We start from the raw sequence: 14,968 nt of genomic DNA on the forward strand, positions 1-14,968 counted from the left end.
ACATCGCGGGCCCGCCGTCTCCCGAAGGAGGCGCCGTGATGAACCTCCCCGCTGATGATGTTCTTCATGATGCGCGGCATGCACGGCGGCCAGGGCGGAGGCGACCGGCACCGGTACCGGTACCAGGACGATCCGCTGCACAAGCGCGACCACGACCACGACCACCAGTACCCCGGATCCGCCCGGCCCTGACCGGCCGGACCCCCTGCGTCGACGGCAGGACCGGGTGAACGTCATGGGTGCCCTGGCAGCCATCGTGATCGGCGTGCTGGTCGTGGCCGCGATCGCCTACGACGTCGCGCGCCTGATCACACCGATCGAGAGCCGCTGCCCGCCGCCGGCCCGGCTTCGGGGACGGCGGGCCGCCCTGGAGGAAGCTGAACGGTGGTGTGTCGGCCTTCGTCTGCGCGGCCGGATCGGCCAGGCCGCCTACCAGCGGAGGATGGCCGCCCTCGCCCACGGGCGCCGACGGCCGGAGCCGCCGCGCGGACCCCACTCGCACGTCACGCGGAGGTGACACGACCATGGACGCGCTCGTCTGGACTCTGATCGTCCTCGCCGGCCTGGCCACCCTCGCATGCGCCGTCCGTCTCGTCCGGCGCCACCACCGCGACCCCGCGAGGCTGGTCCGTACCCTCCACCGCACCGCCCTCGTCCTGCCGGCCGCCGGGCTGCTCCCCCTTCCCGCCCTCCTGGCCGACGAGGCGCCCGCCGCGGCCTGGGGCCTCTGGGGTGCCATCACCATCGTCGCCGCCCTCGTCTACGCCTGCGGAGACGCGCTGCGCGACGTGCCGCCTCGCACCCCGAAGGGGGCCGAGACCTGGAGCGGGCCATGACCGATCGCCCTCCGGTCCTGCGCGGAATGTGCTCCCGCGCGACGCACCCGAGGCCCGCTGACGAGCGCCTGTCCCCGGGTGGCGGAGGCGACGAAGCCATGGCCTGCCCGAGCGCCGTCACCGTGGTCGAGCGGCCCCTCTGTCCGTCTCGTCACCCCGTCGTCGCGTCGAGGGTGGTCCGCGCCTCCGTGCGGCATGCCTCCGCCCGGTCCGGGTGGCCCGCGCCGTCCAGGGTCGTCGCCAGTTCGGTGAAGGCGGTGGCGATGCCATGCGGGTCGCCGAGCCGCAGGCGGAGGGCCAGGGCCTGTTCGCCGGACTCGACGGCCTCTCGCCACCGCGCGAGGTCCCGGTGGGCGGTGGCGGCGTCGAGGAGCGCGTACGCCTCCCGGTAGACGTTGCCCTGCGCGCGGGCCAGGGCGCGGCTGCGCTCCTGGCAGTCCACGGCTTCGGCCCGGCGGCCCTGCGCGCGGCGGATCAGGCCGAGGATGTTGTACGTGGCGGCCGCCGCCTCCGGTGTCCCGCCGGCCTCGTGGAGGGCGAGCCCTTCGTCGCACGACCGCTCGGCCCGGTCCAGGGCTCCCCGGCGGAGGTGGAGCAGGGCCAGGTTGTCCAGGGCGATGGCGATGTCGGCGGGCTGACGGGCGGTGCGGTGGATGTCCAGGGCCCGCTCCAGGCAGTCGGCGGACTCGGCGGTTTCGCCGCGTTCGAGGCGGACCAGGCCGAGGTTGTTCAGGGCCCGGGCCTCGCCCCGGCGGTCGTCGGCGGTACCGAAGAGAGCGGTCGCGGCGCCGAGTTCGTCGGCGGCCTCGTCGAGGAGGTGGCGTGCCGCGGCCAGCGTGCCGAGTTCCAGCCGTCCGGTCGCCTCGGCGACCGGGTCGGGCTCGGGGTCGGCCCGCGCGAGCCGTACGGTCTCCCGCGCAAGGTGCTCCCAGTCCTGCCAGTGGCCGCGCCGCTGGAGGAACCCTCTTATCCGGGTGGTGAGTTCGGCCAGGACGGCGGGTGGTACGGCGCCCGCGGCGGCGGCCTGGAGTGCCGCTCCCAGGACGGTGCCGCGTGCCTCCTCCAGCCAGGCGATGGCCTGTTCCGCCGTGTCGAAGCGGTGCTCGGGATACGGGGTGCCCGGGCCCCGGTAGCCCGCTCCGGCGCTGTGTCCGGGGCGGAGCAGCAGGTCGGCCGCGTGGACGGCGGCGAGATGGCTGCGGGTGAGGCGGGCGAGCATCACGTTCGGGGCGGAGGTGCGGACCGGGCCGTCACCGAGGCCGCGGCCGAAGACCCTGAGCAGGTCGTGGAACCGGTAGCGGTGGTGCTCCACGCGCTCGGCGGTGCCCTGGCCGGCGGCTCCCCGTTCGGGCAGGAAGACCTCCAGGAGGTGGGCGTCCGCCAGGGTCTCCAGACGTTCTTCGGCCCGGTGGTCGGCCAGACCGAGGGCCGCGGCCGCGTCGGACACCCCGAGGTCGGGCACGTCGAGCAGGCTCAGCATCCGGAAGGCGGAGGCGGACTCGGCGTCCGGCAGTCCGTCGTAACCGGCCCTCAGGCTGCTCGCCACCGCGAGGTCCCCCACCGCCAGTTCCCTCAGGCGGCGCTCCTCGTCCCGCAGCCTGCGGGCCATCGCCCCGAAGGCTCCGGGCGGCCGTCCCGCGGCCCGGGCCGCGACCACGCGCAGGGCGAGCGGGTGGCCGCCGCACACCTGGAGGATCTCCGCCACGCTGTCGGCCTCGCGGTCGACCGGGTCGGCGCCGACGGCCTGGCGCAGCAGCCCGCGCGCCTCCCGCGGGTCCAGGGCGCCGAGCCGCAGCACGGTCCTGGTGGACAGGTCGGTCAGCCGGAACCGGCTGGTCACCAGGACCAGGCAGGTCCCGGACGCCGGCAGCAGGGGCCTGACCTGCGCGGCCCGGTGGGCGTCGTCGAGCAGCAGGAGCAGCCGGCGTCCGGCGGTGACGGTGCGGTACAGGGCGGCGCGGCGCTCCAGGCCGCCCGGTATCCGGTCGGCGGGGACGCCGAGGTCTTCGAGGAAGCGGCCGAGGACGTCCTCAGGGCGCACGGGACGCTCGCGGTCGCCGTCGAGACGCGCGTACAGGTGCCCGTCGGGGTAGCGCGCGCCGAGCTGGTGTGCGGCGTGGACGGCGAGCGCGGTCTTGCCGATCCCTCCGGGGCCGGTGACGACGGCGATACGCGGGGCCGTGCCGCTCGCGGGCCCGGTTCCCTGGCTCCTGGCCGGCGACGTCCTGGCGGCACCGCGGGCCGTGATCCTTCTGATCTCGACGAGTTCGGGCCTTCGTCCGACGAAGTCGGCGATGTCCGGCGGGAGTTGTGAGACGACCGGCCGCACGTCCACGGAGGCGGCGGCCGCGGCGGGTGCGGGCCGCAGCGCGGGGTCCCCTTCCAGGATGCGCCGCTGGAGGTCGCACAGTTCACGCCCGGGTTCCACACCCGCCTGTTCCACCAGGGTGCGCCAGGTGTCCTGGAAGACGGCGAGGGCCTCCGCCTGACGGCCGGCCCGGTGGAGCGCCAGCATCAGCAGGGCGCGGAGGCGTTCCCGTACGGGATGCGCAGCGGCCAGTGCGGACAGTTCGGGCACGATCTCGTGGTGCCGCCCCTGGTCGAGCAGCAGCGCGTACCGCTCCTCCTGCGCCGCGAGCCGCATTTCCTCCAGGCGGTGCCGCTGCCGCTCCGCGTGCGGCCCGGGCACCCCCTCCAGGGCCCCGCCGCGCCACAGCGCGAGGCCCTGGTCCAACTCCCGGGCGCACGCGTCGAGATCGCCCTCGGAGCGCCGCTGCCGGGCGGCCTGCCATGCCTCCTCGAAGCGGCGCGCGTCCAGATGTCCGGGCGCGGCCGGGAGGGCGTACGCGTCGCCACGGGACAGCAGCACGGTGGCCCGGGAGCGGTGGGCCCGGCCCGGCTCCAGAGCCTTGCGGAGCCGGGCCACGTAGGTGACGACCAGCTGGGGCGCGGTGGCGGGGGCGGAGGTGCCCCATACACCGCGCACGATGTCCCGGCGGGCCACGTACGCCCCGTCGGCGCAGAGCAGCAGGGCGAGCACCGCCCGCTGCTTCGCGGTGCCGGTGTCGACCTCCGACGTGCCGTCGAACACCCTGACAGGGCCTAACAGTTGATAGTTGAGCACCAACGTGCGCGTCCCACCCCTTCACGTCCGTCACCAGCAGCGGGGCGCTCAGCCTAGGACGTGAAGGGGCGTGTGGGAATGGTGTGCTCCGCCTCCTCAGACGGCCTGCCAGAGGGCGGGGACGTTCGGCGGCTCCCAGCCCGTCTGGGAGGTGTGCGCCTGGAGGCAGCTGTAGAGCAGGCCGCCGTAGGTGACCCGGTCGCCGACCCGGTACGCGACGCCGGCCGCCCAGGCCGGTGCCTGCGTCGAGGTCGGGGTCGGGGTCGGGGACGTGGTCGGGGACGGAGAGGCCGTCGGGGACGAGGACGCCGTCGGGGACGGGGAGGCCCCGCCGTTCTTGCGGTAGAGGTGGATGTTCTTGATGTAGACATCCGTGCGCTGGGACATGCCGGTGCGCCCGTAGATGCCGCATTTGAAGTAGTGCGTGTTGTCACCGCGGTCGTTGAACGTGTTCTTCAGCTGGCCGTTCACGTACACGTACACCTTGCCCGCGTCGGCGTCGTGCACGACGTTGAGGTGGATCCACTGGTCGTAGACCGGCGAGTGGATCCGGGTCGTGGAGTCGTAGTAGTTGATGCTGTCGGTGTTCATCGCCAGGGTCATGAACGCCGTGGCAGCGGTGGCGCCCCCGAAGATCTGCTGGACACAGACCCGGTGTGCCCCCGAGGCGATCTTCATGTCGCACTCGAACTGTGCCGAGCCCGAGGTGTATTCGTCGAGGAAGCGGAGCTCGCTGCGTGGCCCGGAGTCCTGTCCCGGGAAGGTGCTGGGATCGGTGTCGTAGAGCCAGAAGTGGTGCAGGCCGGTGCTGTCGACGGTGTGCCGGGTCATATTGGGCGGCTGGTGGACCTTGTAGTCGCCGCTGACCTCGGCCCAGCCCGAGCCGATCGCCACGGCCTGCGCGGGTCGCGCGGTCCACAGGCCGGCCGCCGCCAGGGCGGCGGTGGCGGCGGCGGCCGCGCCGCCGCCCAGGAACATCCGTCTGTCCATGTCGAACTCCTCCTCCAACGCAGGTGAGCCACCGTCGCGCCGACGGGGCGGTGGGGGCCGGGTCCGGCCCGAGGGGGACGCCTCGGGCCGGACCCGGCCGCCGGTCATCCGGTGAAACCGGCCGTGATCTTGGTGAACTGCCAGTTGTCCTGGCTGATGCCGGAGCAGTTGGAGGTCACGCCACCGCCCGCGCAGCCGCGGTCACGGTTGACGGACCAGAAGGCGAGGCGCGCGATGTGGTTCGCGTTCGCCCAGTCGCGGATCTGCGTCCAGATCGCCGGCGTGGTCGTCTCCTGCTGGTCGGAGAGGCCGTTCATGCCGGAGATGCCGACGTGGGCGTACGCGGTGGCGTCGCTCCAGCCGAAGGTCGACTTCAGCTTGTTCTTCAGGCCGTCGGCGGCGTTGACGGTGTTGCCGTACATGTCGGCACCGCCGTTGAAGTCGAAGGGCATGATGGTGAACACGTCGATGTTCGCGTTCAGCGCCTTCGACTGCTCGATGAGCCGGTTGCCCCAGTAGGTCGGGCCGGTGGTCGAGGTGCCGAAGGTGAGGATCGTCTTCAGGCCGGGGTTGTCGGCCTTGACGGTCTTCAGCGCGGTGAGGATCTTGTCCTGCACGGCCGCGTTCTCGAACTCGTCGGTGTTCTCGATGTCGACGTCGATGGACTTCAGCCCGTACGCGTCGATGACCTTCTGGTACGCGCCGGCGAGATCGGCCGCGGTGGCGCAGTTCGGGCCGAGCTTGTTGCCCTGCCAGCCACCGATCGACGGGACGACGTCGCCGCCCGCGTTGCGGATCGCGTTGATGGTGCTCTGGTCGGTGCCGCCCGCCAGCGGGCGCGTGCCGTCCCAGGCCGGGTTGCACCCGCCCGAGGAGAGGATGAAGGCCATGGTGAAGGTCTTGATCCCCGTCGCGCTCATCACCGAGGCCGCGCTCGGCGGCTCGCCCCAGCCGAGGTAGAGATAGGGCGCGGCCTGCTTGAAGCCGGTGCCGCCGCCGCTGCCGGCGTCGGTGGTCACGGAGACGCTGTTGGAGGCCGCGGAGGCGTTGCCGGCCGCGTCATGGGCCTTCACGGTGAAGCTGTACGCGGTGCTCGCGGACAGCCCGGACACGGTGGCGCTGGTCCCGGTGACCGTGGAGACCTTCGACGAGCCCTGGTACACGTCGTAGCCGGTCACACCCACGTTGTCGGTGGAGGCGTCCCAGGCCAGCGACACACTGGACGAGGACTTCCCCGTCGAACGCAGGCTCCCCGGCGCCGACGGCGCCTGCGTGTCACCACCGCCGCCACCGCCTCCGGGGCCGTCGAGGCTGATGTCGTCGGCGTAGTAGGTGCCCTGGGCGTACCAGCCGTGGGTGTAGATCGTCGCGCTGGTCTGCGCGGAGCCGGTGGTGAAGGTGTACGTCAGCTGGGTGTACGAGCTCGCCGACGGGGTCCATGTCTCCGATGCGCCGTCCACACCCAGGTAGACGTAGCTGCCACGGACCCAGCCCGACAGCGTGTACGTGGTGTTCGGCTGGACGGAGACGGTCTGGGTGCACTTGGCGTTGTCGCTGGAACTCGCCGCGCCGGCCAGCGCCTTGGCGCCGCCGTGCACGGGGCTGGAGACGACCGAGCCGAGGCCGCCGGTACAGCTCCAGCCGGAGAGGTCCCCGGTCTCGAAGCCGGGGTTGGTCAGCAGATTCGCGGCCTGCGCCGGGGTGGGAAGGGCGACCAGGGCCGCCGCACCGAGCAGCGTGGCGCCCAGTGACGCCACCACACGATGTCGAGTACGCACCGCACCTCCAGAGGAAGTCGGGGGATGGAGGAAGGACCGGCACGCACACTCCGCGGCGTCGCGATCGGCCGGTCCTGGTGGGGGGTGCGCACACACTGGCCTGGACCAATTCTCCGGTCAAGCCCCCGGCACGCGGGGCCCGCCGGGTGCTCCGCCCGTCACCGGGCTCCGGCTGCCGGTCGGTTGCGGTGGCCGCGGCACCCGGCGACATCGCCAATTCCGCTGGTGGGCCGGGGATCCGAGGCGTCCCGTGGGGTCCCGGGCGACACCGGACGGTCGGGCAGGTCGCCGCCCGCGGACGGAGGACTCGGGTACCGCGATTCCATTCGGATTCCATTCGCCCCCGGACGAGCACACGCCGGGCGGCACCCCGGAGGGGGCGGTCTGATCTGCCCCTTCACCGCTCCGCGCAGTCGGGTTCTCGGGGCGAACACGCCCCGCCCGGCGCGGTGTCGGTGACGGCCGGGCACGGGTCCGCGGCCACGGAATCCCGCCGGCGGGCGAGAGGTCTCGTTGACCACGGCGGCTTCACCCGGTTTTCTGCGTCTGCCAACTCCCGTACTTTCAGAGCACGTTCAGGAGGACAGATGCATCGCCCGCTCCAGCGCCCGGTCCTGTGGGCCACCGCCTTGCTCGGAGCCGTGATCCTCGCGGCGTTCGGCATCGGGACCGCCTTCGCCGCGATCCCCATCGGCGAATCCCGTACGGGCAAGATGACCTGGTACGACGACGCCGGCACCGGCGCGTGCGGCACCGCCATCAACGCGGCCGCCGAGGACCTGGTCGCGGTCTCGTACCAGTGGTGGACCGCCGCCAACCCCAACAACGACGACCTCTGCAAGGGCATCTCCGTCGAGGTCACGTACAACGGAAAGACCATCACCGTGCCCGTCAAGGACAAGTGCCCGTCCTGCAGCTCCGAGCACATAGACCTGAGCAAGACCGCCTTCCAGAAGCTGGCGAACCTCGATCTCGGCGTCGTCACCGGCATCACCTGGAAGTTCGTCTCCACCGGAGGTGGGGGCGGTGGTGGCGGGGGCGACACGCAGGCGCCGTCGGCGCCCACCGGTCTGAACTCGACCGGCAAGACCTCCTCCAGCGTCTCGCTGGCCTGGACCGCCTCGACCGACAACGTGGGCGTGACCGGCTACGACGTCTACCGCGGCACCACCAAGGTCTCCACCGTCACCGGGACCAGCGCCACCGTGTCCGGGCTGTCTGCGAGCACCGCGTACAGCTTCACCGTGAAGGCCCATGACGCGGCCGGGAACGTGTCAGGTTCCTCCAACAGCGTCTCCGTGACCACCGACGCCGGCAGCGGCGGAGGCGGAGGCGGAAGCTGCCCGGCCGCGTGGAGCTCGACCACCTCGTACGTCCCGGGTGACGTGGTCTCGTACGCCGGCCACACGTACACCTCCACCTACTACTCCACCGGCGCCGTGCCGAACGACCCCGCCTCCTGGGCGGTGTGGCGCGACGACGGCACCTGCGGCTGACCGACACCGCCGCCGCCCGCCTTCGTGACCGCCGTCACTGCGCCTCGTCCCGCCAGTCCCCGTAGTCCTCCACCGTGTTCGAGATCAGCTCAAGCAGGGCGTCGGCCCGGGCCCGGTCCTCCGTCTGGGCGCGCAGGGCTTCGTCGGCGGCCCGAAGGCGGGCGAGGGCGGCTGGTTCGGCGTCGGTGATGTCGTCGAAGAGGGGCTGGGTGACCAGGTCGACGCAGTCGCTGAGGAGGCGGCGGGTGGCGGCGGCCGGCGGAGCCGGGTCAGGGGCGGCGAAGCCGGTGGTCAGGTGGCGGGCCGGGTCGGTGAGGGTCCAGCCGACGACGGTGCCGTGCTGGAGGAGGAGCGTGAGGTCGGGGGCGATGCCGATCCGGGCCTCCAGCGGTGCGTCGAGGACGTCGAGGTCCCGCAGGCAGATCAGCTCGGAGTCTCCGGGGGTGCGGCACAGGGTCGTGCACATCTCCAGGTGGCAGTCCTTGGCCTCGTCCGCGCGCAGTCCGCCGGGGCGGACTTCGGGCAGGGCGGGGAGCCGTGTGGTGGTCTCCGCGTACGCCGAGGTGTACGGGATCTGGAGCTCCACCGCGACCAGTTCCCGGCTGTCCTTGTCGAAGCGGAGGATGTCGGGGGTGTCCCAGAGGAAGTGCATGCTGCCGAACGTGGCCGAGAAGAACCGCTCGCGTTCCTCCCGGTTCGTGTAGGGGCCGACGTCCACCGAGTCGACCGCCAAGCGGGGGGTGCGGGACAGCGGGGTGTCCGTCACCGTCGCGGTCCAGCCGTCGTTCAGGGTCACGTGGGTCGCGTGCATGGGGGGCCTCGTCATTTGATCTGTACCGCCGGGGGCATGTTGCCGTTCTTGCCGGGAATCCTGCCCTCCACGATGTCCTCGTGGGTGATGGGCCGGCCGGCGTCGGTGGCCTTGGCGCCGTTGCCGACCGCCGTCGCGCCGGACTCGCCGAGGACGCCGGAGGGTCCGTAGGCCGTGATGGCCTGGCCGGCCTCGGAGCCGACACCCTTGGTGACGACGACGTCGTCGCCCTGCCGGAAGATCAGGTTTCCGGAGCCGCCCGTCGACTGGTACACGGCGTCCGGCTTCTTGAGGATCTCCAGGACCCGTTCGTCGGTGAAGCCGTGCATGGTGTCGCCGTGGTAGTCGGGGTGTTTGCGGAACTTGCCGTCGCCCGCCCGGTCGATGACGCCGTCGGCGGCCTTGACCGCCCGCTTCTTGGCCTTCGCGTCCTTGCATTCGGGCGCCAGGCCCAGCGGGTCGCAGCCCGTGTACGGGTTGTCGACGTAGCCGAGGGGGTTGGGGGCCGGGGCGAGGCCGAGGGGGTCCGGGGAGGTGTAGCGGGCGGTCTCGGGGTCGTAGTGGCGGAAGAGGTTGTAGTGGAGGCCGGTCTCGGGGTCGTAGTACTGGCCGGGGAAGCGCAGCGGGGTGTAGGCGCTGCTGTCGCGGGACCAGGCGGTGGTGCCCCACAGGGTGCCGCGGGTGTGCCAGGCGACGGTACCGGTCTCGTCGACGAGTTCGGTGGGGGTGCCCGCCAGGTCGGTGGCGATGGCGAAGAAGCGCCGGTCGATCTCGTCCTGCCGCTCGTCGGCGGTGAGGATGCGTTCGGTCTGGGCGAGCGGGACGACGTCGCGGTGGTCCCAGGTCAGCGCGACGGTGTGGGGGGTGTCGGGCCGGTGGGTGGTCTGCTCGCAGAGGGTGAGGCCGTCCCAGGTGAAGCGCACCTCCTCGACGACCGTATCGGTGTCGCCGTCGGCGGCGAGGCGTTGCTTGGCCGTGCGGCGGCCCAGCGGGTCGTAGCGGTAGCGCCAGCGGGTGCCGTCGGGGGTGGTGACGGCGGTGAGGCGGTTCTCGGTGTCCCAGGTGTAGCGCCAGGTGTCGGGTTTGCGGGAGATGCGGGTCTTCTGGCGCAGGGTGACGCGCCCGAGGGCGTCGTGCTCGAAGCGGACGGCGCCGGCGCGGGTGACGGAGGTGCCGGAGTAGGCGCGCGGGCCGGTCGCCTCGTGGCCGGGGTGCGATTCCGGCCAGTCCGCGGTCGTCTGGTTGCCGGACTCGTCGTACGCGTACCGCTCCGTCCAGCCGGCGGCGTGCACGGCCGTGACGCGGCCGAGCGGGTCGAGGTCGAAGCGGCGCGAGCCCGACAGGCCGTCGGTGATGCCCACCAGGCGCCCGTCGGCGCGGTAGGCGTAGGCGCGGCTGTTGACGGCGCGGGGGCCGGCGGTGACATGCTGGGCGGCGAGGCGGCCGTGCTCGTCCCAGGCGGAGGCGAGGGTGAGGCCGCCGTCGAAGACCCGGGCCAGTTCCCGTCCGTCGGCGTCGTGGGCGAAGTCGACCGACCGGCCGCCGGTGGTGAGGCGCCGTGGGAGTCCGTCCTCGTCGAAGGCGTACGAGGTGACGTGGCCGGTCGGGGTGGTGCGGCGGATGCGGCGGCCGAGAGCGTCGTAGGCGTAGACGATGGGGTTGCCGTCGACCATCTCCGTCTTGACCCGGCCGGCGCGGTCGTACTGGTAACGCAGTTCGGTGTCCGGGCCGGCCGCTTCGAGGAGGCGTCCGGCCCGGTCGTACGCGTACGTGGTCGCCCGGCCGTCGACGTCCTTGCGCAGCACCTGTCCGAGCGGGTCGCGGGTGAAGGCGATGGTGCCGCCGAGCGCGTCGACGCGCTCGGCGAGGCGGCCGGCGGCGTCGGTGCGGTAGGTGAGGGTGCGGCCGTCGAAGTCGGTCTCGGACAGGACGTTGCCGACCGCGTCGTACATGTAACTCCAGGTCAGGCCCTGGGGGTTGGTGACCCGGGTGAGCCGCATCTCGCGGTCGTGCTCGAAGGTGTGGCGGGTGCCGTCCGGGCGGGTGGTGGCGGCCGGGAGGTCCATGGGGCCGTACTCGTAGCGGGTGACCGCGCCCGACGGGTCGGTCTCGGTGAGGCAGTTGCCCTCGCCGTCGTAGGTCCAGGCCCAGGTGGCGCCTCCGGGGTCGGTGCGCCGGGCGAGGTGTCCGTCGGCGTGCCACTCCAGCTCGGTGACGCCGCCCGCGGGGTCGGTGACACGCAACTGCCGCCCCAGGTCGTCCCGTTCGGTACGGGTGGTCGCGCCGGTCGGTTCGGTCACGGCCACGACCCGGCCGGCGGCGTCGCAGACCACGCGCGTCGTACGTCCGAGGGCATCGGTCACGGAGGTGAGCCGGCCCGCCTCGTCGTAGGCGGAGTGGGTGGTGTTGCCGGTGGGGTCGGTGACGGCCGTACGGTTGCCGCGTTCGTCGTACGCGTACCGCGTCCGGGCCCCGTCGGCGGCGACGACTTCGACCGGCAGCCCGAACGGGCCGCGTACGAAGCGCAGTTCGGCCCCGTCGGCGCGCACCGCGGAGACCAGCCGGCCCTCGTCGTCGTAGCCGAAGGCGGTGGTGGCGCCCAGCGGATCGGTGTGGGAGAGGACGTTGCCGTCGGGGTCGTGGCGGTAGCGGGTGGTGTGTCCGAGGGCGTCGACGGTGGCGAGGATCTGGCAGCCGGGGCCGACGAGGTGCCGGGTGACGGCGCCGCCGGCGGTGGTCAGGGTCGTGGTGCGGTGGCCGGTGGCGGCGTCGGGCTCGGTGTAGGCGAGGGTGAGCTGGACGTGCCCGGCGGCGCCGCCCTCGGCGACGACGCGGTCCCGGTCGTCGTAGACGTAGTCGTAGCGGTGCCCGTTGGAGTCGGTCCAGGCGATGACCCGGTGGCGCTCGTCGTACTGGAAGGTGGTGGCGGCGCCGGACGGGCGGGTGACGGTGGTCAGTTCGCCGTCCTCGTAGCCGTACGCCATGAGGGGCAGGTCCGTGCCGCCCGGGGCAGCACCGGCGAGGGCGAGCGCGGTGATCCGGCCGTCTGCCGTGGTCAGGTTCAGGCGGTGGCCCGCGGAGTGGGCGAGGGCCAGCGGCAGGCCGTCGTCGGCGCGGTCGACGGTGACGGTGTGGCCGTTGCGCTCGCTCAGGCCGACCAGCCACGCGGTGCCGTCGCCGCCGGGTTCGGCGCCCGCCGGGGCGGCGAAGCGGCGCACGAGGCCGGTGTCGGGGTCGGCGAGCGTGTAGTCGCCGTCGGTCTCGCGGGTGAGGACGCGGCGGATCCGGCCCCGGCCGGGGTGGGTCGGGACGCCGGGGACGGGATGCGGATACGGCACGAGCAGGCCGTCGGCGGTGACATGGAGGACGCCGACGGCGTCGATCTCCAGGCGTTCGTCGACCGTGGACGACCAGGCGGAGCCGAGGAACCGGCCGGTCGCCGTACCCGACTCGACGCGGCGGGAGAACAGCAGCGGCAGGATGCCGGGGATCTCGACGTCGGTCTGGGGCAGGAACATCCGGCCGGTGGCGAGGTCGACCGGGTCGGTGCCGTCGGTGCAGCGCTCGCCGTCCGGGCGCTTGTGGGTGCCGTCGGGGGCGTCGTCGACGAGCTTGCGCAGGCGGGCGGCGTCGGCGGCGTCCTCGGCGAGCCGGATGCCCTTCACGGCCGCGCCGCCGCCTCCGGTGGCGGCGGTCAGGGCGAGGTCGGGGATCAGCCGGCCGAAGCCTTCGGCCGGGTCCTTCATGAAGTCCTTGACCATCTGTGTGCCGGTGCCGACCGGGTCGTTCGCGGCGACGACCAGACCGGCGGCGAGGTTGTTCAGGGACATCGCGTACTCGGCGGGATGGGTCAGGTTGTACGGGTCCGTCGGGTTGACCGAGCGGACGAAGTTCACGATGCCCGCGGTGCCCTTGATGATGCCGCCGCCGACATGGTCGCCCATGATCTGCATCTCCTCGTACCCGTCGCGCAGCTGCTCCGCGTACGAGGGCTTCGCCGGCGCCATGTCGCGCGCGGCCCGGACCGCCGAACGCGCGGTCTCGGCCGCCGAGTTCCGCTGTTTGCGGGCCTCGGCGAGGATGTCCTGGGCGTCCTGCATCAGCTTCTTGCCCGGGTCGTCGAAGGTCTCGCCGGGCCTGGGCGGGAGGGTGGACCGGTCCTGCTTGTCGGCGGGCCGGCTGTTGAACCGCTCGACGGCGTTGTTGTAGTCCTCGACCTTCTTCTTGTGCGCGTCGGCGGCGTTCTCCGACGCCTTGGTGCCCTGCTTCCACGTGTCGATCGCGGTCTGGGCCTGTCCCTGTGCCCAGGTCACGGTGTCAGCGAAGGACTCGACCGCGCCAGCGGCCTTCTCGCAGGCGTCGGAGGCGGTGAACCACTTCGGCGGCTGGGTGCCGACGGCGGTGCGCAGCGCGTCGGCCGTCGCACCCTTCAGCTCCCCCGCGTCCAGGCCCTTGAGGCCGCCGCCCGTGTCGTCGAAGGCCTTCTGGAAGGCCCGGAGCCTGGTCGCGGTCGCGTTGATCTTCTCGGCGCTGCCGTAGATCAGTTTGGTCTTGTCCTCGGTCTGCCCGAGGTCCATCTCGTCGACCTCGGCGCCCATCCGGTTCGCGACCGAACGCGACTGCTCGCGCACCCAGTCCGCGCCGGACTCCCAGCCGACGTCCTCCAGGCGGTCGGCCGTCCAGTCGCCCGCGTCCTCGACCCGGTTGCCGACCCACTCGACGCCGTCCTCGACCGCGTCCTCGACCACGTCCGGGGTGATGTCGCTGATGAAGTCCCCGATGCCCACCGTCCATCACCCCGAATGACGTCCCGCTCGTGCTACTGGTCCTGCTGCTTCGCGCGTTCCTCCGGCGAGGGGCCGAAGGTGTCGTCGAGCGCCTGGTTCCACTCGTTGTCGTCCACGCCGAGCAGCTCGTTGAGAATGCGCGAGCGCTGTCCGCCCTGACCTTCCGTCAGCACCGTGCGCCCGGTGTCCTTCCAGGTCTGCGCCATCTCGTCGCCGGCCTTCTCGAAGGACTCGGCGCTGTAGTCCGGGTTCAGGTAGTCCGGGGTGAAGATGTCGCCCCAGCCCTGCCGGGCGATCTCCTCCTCGCTCGCGTGCGGATTGCCGCCCATCAGCGAGTTGGCGCCCACCTTGAGCGTGCCGGCGATGTACTGGTCGTGCTCCCACTGGGTGCCCGCGGCCAGACCGAGGCGGTTCGCGAGCTGGCTCGCGTCGCGCACCAGGGCGCGCACGCCCCACTCCCAGCGCTCGCAGAAGTCCTCGAAGTCGACGGAGAGTCCGTGGTGTCCCGCCTCCATGCCGGTCATCGACAGCTCGGAGAAGCCCTTGCCCATGACGGAGCCGGTGGCGCCGCCCAGGTCGCCGAGCTCGTCGATGGTCGTGCCCACGCCCTTGGTGAACTTCGCGACCGACGCCTTGTCGAGGTGGAGATCCGCTCCGTCACCGCCGCTCATCGCCACGCTCCTCCCCTGTCGCGTCCGTGGTGTCCCTGGTGTCCACCGCCGCCTCGTCCGGGACGATGCCGGTGACCGGCGGGAAGAACATCGATCCGTCCTCGGTCGCGATGTCCACGGCCAGTCCGGCGGGCTCGCCCAGGGAGGGCACGATCTCGTCCACGATGCGGGCGCCGAGCAGCGCCGCGTAGTCCATCGGCTGGTCGCCGGGCCCGTGGTGGAGGGCGAACCGGGCGAGCGCGGCCTCGTCGGTGAATCCGCAGATCCACCGGACACCGCCCGCGCGCACCGACCAGAGCCCGCCGTCGGCCACGGGTACGAGCAGCACCGAGCGGCGCATCTCGCCGACGAGCGCGCGGGGGTCGTCGCCGCCCCTTCTGCGCTCCGCGATGCGCTCCGCGAGCGCGGCCCCGGTCCGCTCCACGGTCCCTCCCTGCTCTCCGCCGCCTGACTGCACCGTAGAACAGGACGTGCG

10 protein-coding genes and 3 pseudogenes are annotated in these 14,968 nt (G+C 72.6%); 6 read left to right on the forward strand and 7 right to left on the reverse strand.

Annotation, left to right across the window (positions count from 1 at the left end; genetic code table 11):
• Positions 1–54: 54 nt before the first annotated feature.
• Genes AB0C73_RS06355 through AB0C73_RS06365 form a run of 3 tightly spaced genes read left to right on the forward strand, consistent with a single transcriptional unit; the run spans position 55 to position 836 of the window.
• On the forward strand, positions 55–192 hold the full coding sequence (locus AB0C73_RS06355) for a hypothetical protein (RefSeq protein WP_362525245.1): 138 nt from the start codon (positions 55–57) through the stop codon (positions 190–192).
• A gap of 43 nt (positions 193–235) precedes the next feature.
• Positions 236–517, forward strand: a complete 282-nt coding sequence (locus tag AB0C73_RS06360) for a hypothetical protein (RefSeq protein ID WP_362525248.1) — start codon at positions 236–238, stop codon at positions 515–517.
• Between the two features lie 7 nt (positions 518–524).
• Positions 525–836: a hypothetical protein gene (locus tag AB0C73_RS06365; RefSeq protein ID WP_362525251.1), complete on the forward strand. Its 312-nt coding sequence runs from the start codon at positions 525–527 to the stop codon at positions 834–836.
• A 151-nt stretch (positions 837–987) separates the two neighbouring features.
• On the opposite strand, the gene AB0C73_RS06370 is transcribed toward AB0C73_RS06365, so the two are convergent.
• From AB0C73_RS06370 to AB0C73_RS06380, 3 genes are all read right to left on the reverse strand, one after another.
• A complete protein-coding gene (locus AB0C73_RS06370) occupies positions 988–3,927 on the reverse strand; it encodes a BTAD domain-containing putative transcriptional regulator (RefSeq protein ID WP_362525254.1) in 2,940 nt (979 codons plus the stop codon).
• Positions 3,928–4,056: 129 nt separating this feature from the next.
• Positions 4,057–4,950, reverse strand: a complete 894-nt coding sequence (locus tag AB0C73_RS06375) for a carbohydrate-binding protein (RefSeq protein ID WP_362525257.1) — start codon at positions 4,948–4,950, stop codon at positions 4,057–4,059.
• Positions 4,951–5,054: 104 nt separating this feature from the next.
• Complete coding sequence (locus AB0C73_RS06380) at positions 5,055–6,710, reverse strand: carbohydrate binding domain-containing protein (RefSeq protein WP_362525260.1); 1,656 nt, start codon at positions 6,708–6,710, stop codon at positions 5,055–5,057.
• A gap of 605 nt (positions 6,711–7,315) precedes the next feature.
• Between AB0C73_RS06380 and AB0C73_RS06385 the strand changes: the two are divergent.
• From AB0C73_RS06385 to AB0C73_RS06395, 3 pseudogenes are all read left to right on the forward strand, one after another.
• Positions 7,316–7,699: pseudogene (locus AB0C73_RS06385) on the forward strand (cysteine/serine endopeptidase inhibitor); the annotation flags it as partial.
• A 48-nt stretch (positions 7,700–7,747) separates the two neighbouring features.
• Positions 7,748–8,056 (forward strand): annotated as a pseudogene (locus tag AB0C73_RS06390) (fibronectin type III domain-containing protein); the annotation flags it as partial.
• A gap of 33 nt (positions 8,057–8,089) precedes the next feature.
• A pseudogene (locus AB0C73_RS06395) lies at positions 8,090–8,224 on the forward strand (carbohydrate-binding protein); the annotation flags it as partial.
• A gap of 34 nt (positions 8,225–8,258) precedes the next feature.
• On the opposite strand, the gene AB0C73_RS06400 reads toward AB0C73_RS06395, so the two are convergent.
• From AB0C73_RS06400 to AB0C73_RS06415, 4 genes are read right to left on the reverse strand one after another with little or no spacing between them, the layout of a single operon-like run.
• Entirely contained in the window at positions 8,259–9,035 is a 777-nt protein-coding gene (locus tag AB0C73_RS06400) for a hypothetical protein (RefSeq protein WP_362525263.1), read from the reverse strand.
• Between the two features lie 11 nt (positions 9,036–9,046).
• A complete protein-coding gene (locus AB0C73_RS06405) occupies positions 9,047–13,822 on the reverse strand; it encodes a putative T7SS-secreted protein (protein ID WP_362525266.1) in 4,776 nt (1,591 codons plus the stop codon).
• 32 nt (positions 13,823–13,854) lie between these two features.
• Positions 13,855–14,493 carry a hypothetical protein gene (locus tag AB0C73_RS06410; RefSeq protein WP_362525268.1) on the reverse strand — a complete coding sequence of 213 codons (639 nt, stop codon included), beginning with the start codon at positions 14,491–14,493 and terminating at the stop codon, positions 13,855–13,857.
• Positions 14,480–14,917 carry a hypothetical protein gene (locus AB0C73_RS06415; protein WP_362525271.1) on the reverse strand — a complete coding sequence of 146 codons (438 nt, stop codon included), beginning with the start codon at positions 14,915–14,917 and terminating at the stop codon, positions 14,480–14,482. Before AB0C73_RS06415 ends, AB0C73_RS06410 begins: the two co-directional genes overlap by 14 nt.
• Positions 14,918–14,968 lie beyond the last annotated feature (51 nt).

The organism is Streptomyces sp. NPDC048623 (genome assembly GCF_040650755.1).
GTDB lineage: Bacteria > Actinomycetota > Actinomycetes > Streptomycetales > Streptomycetaceae > Streptomyces.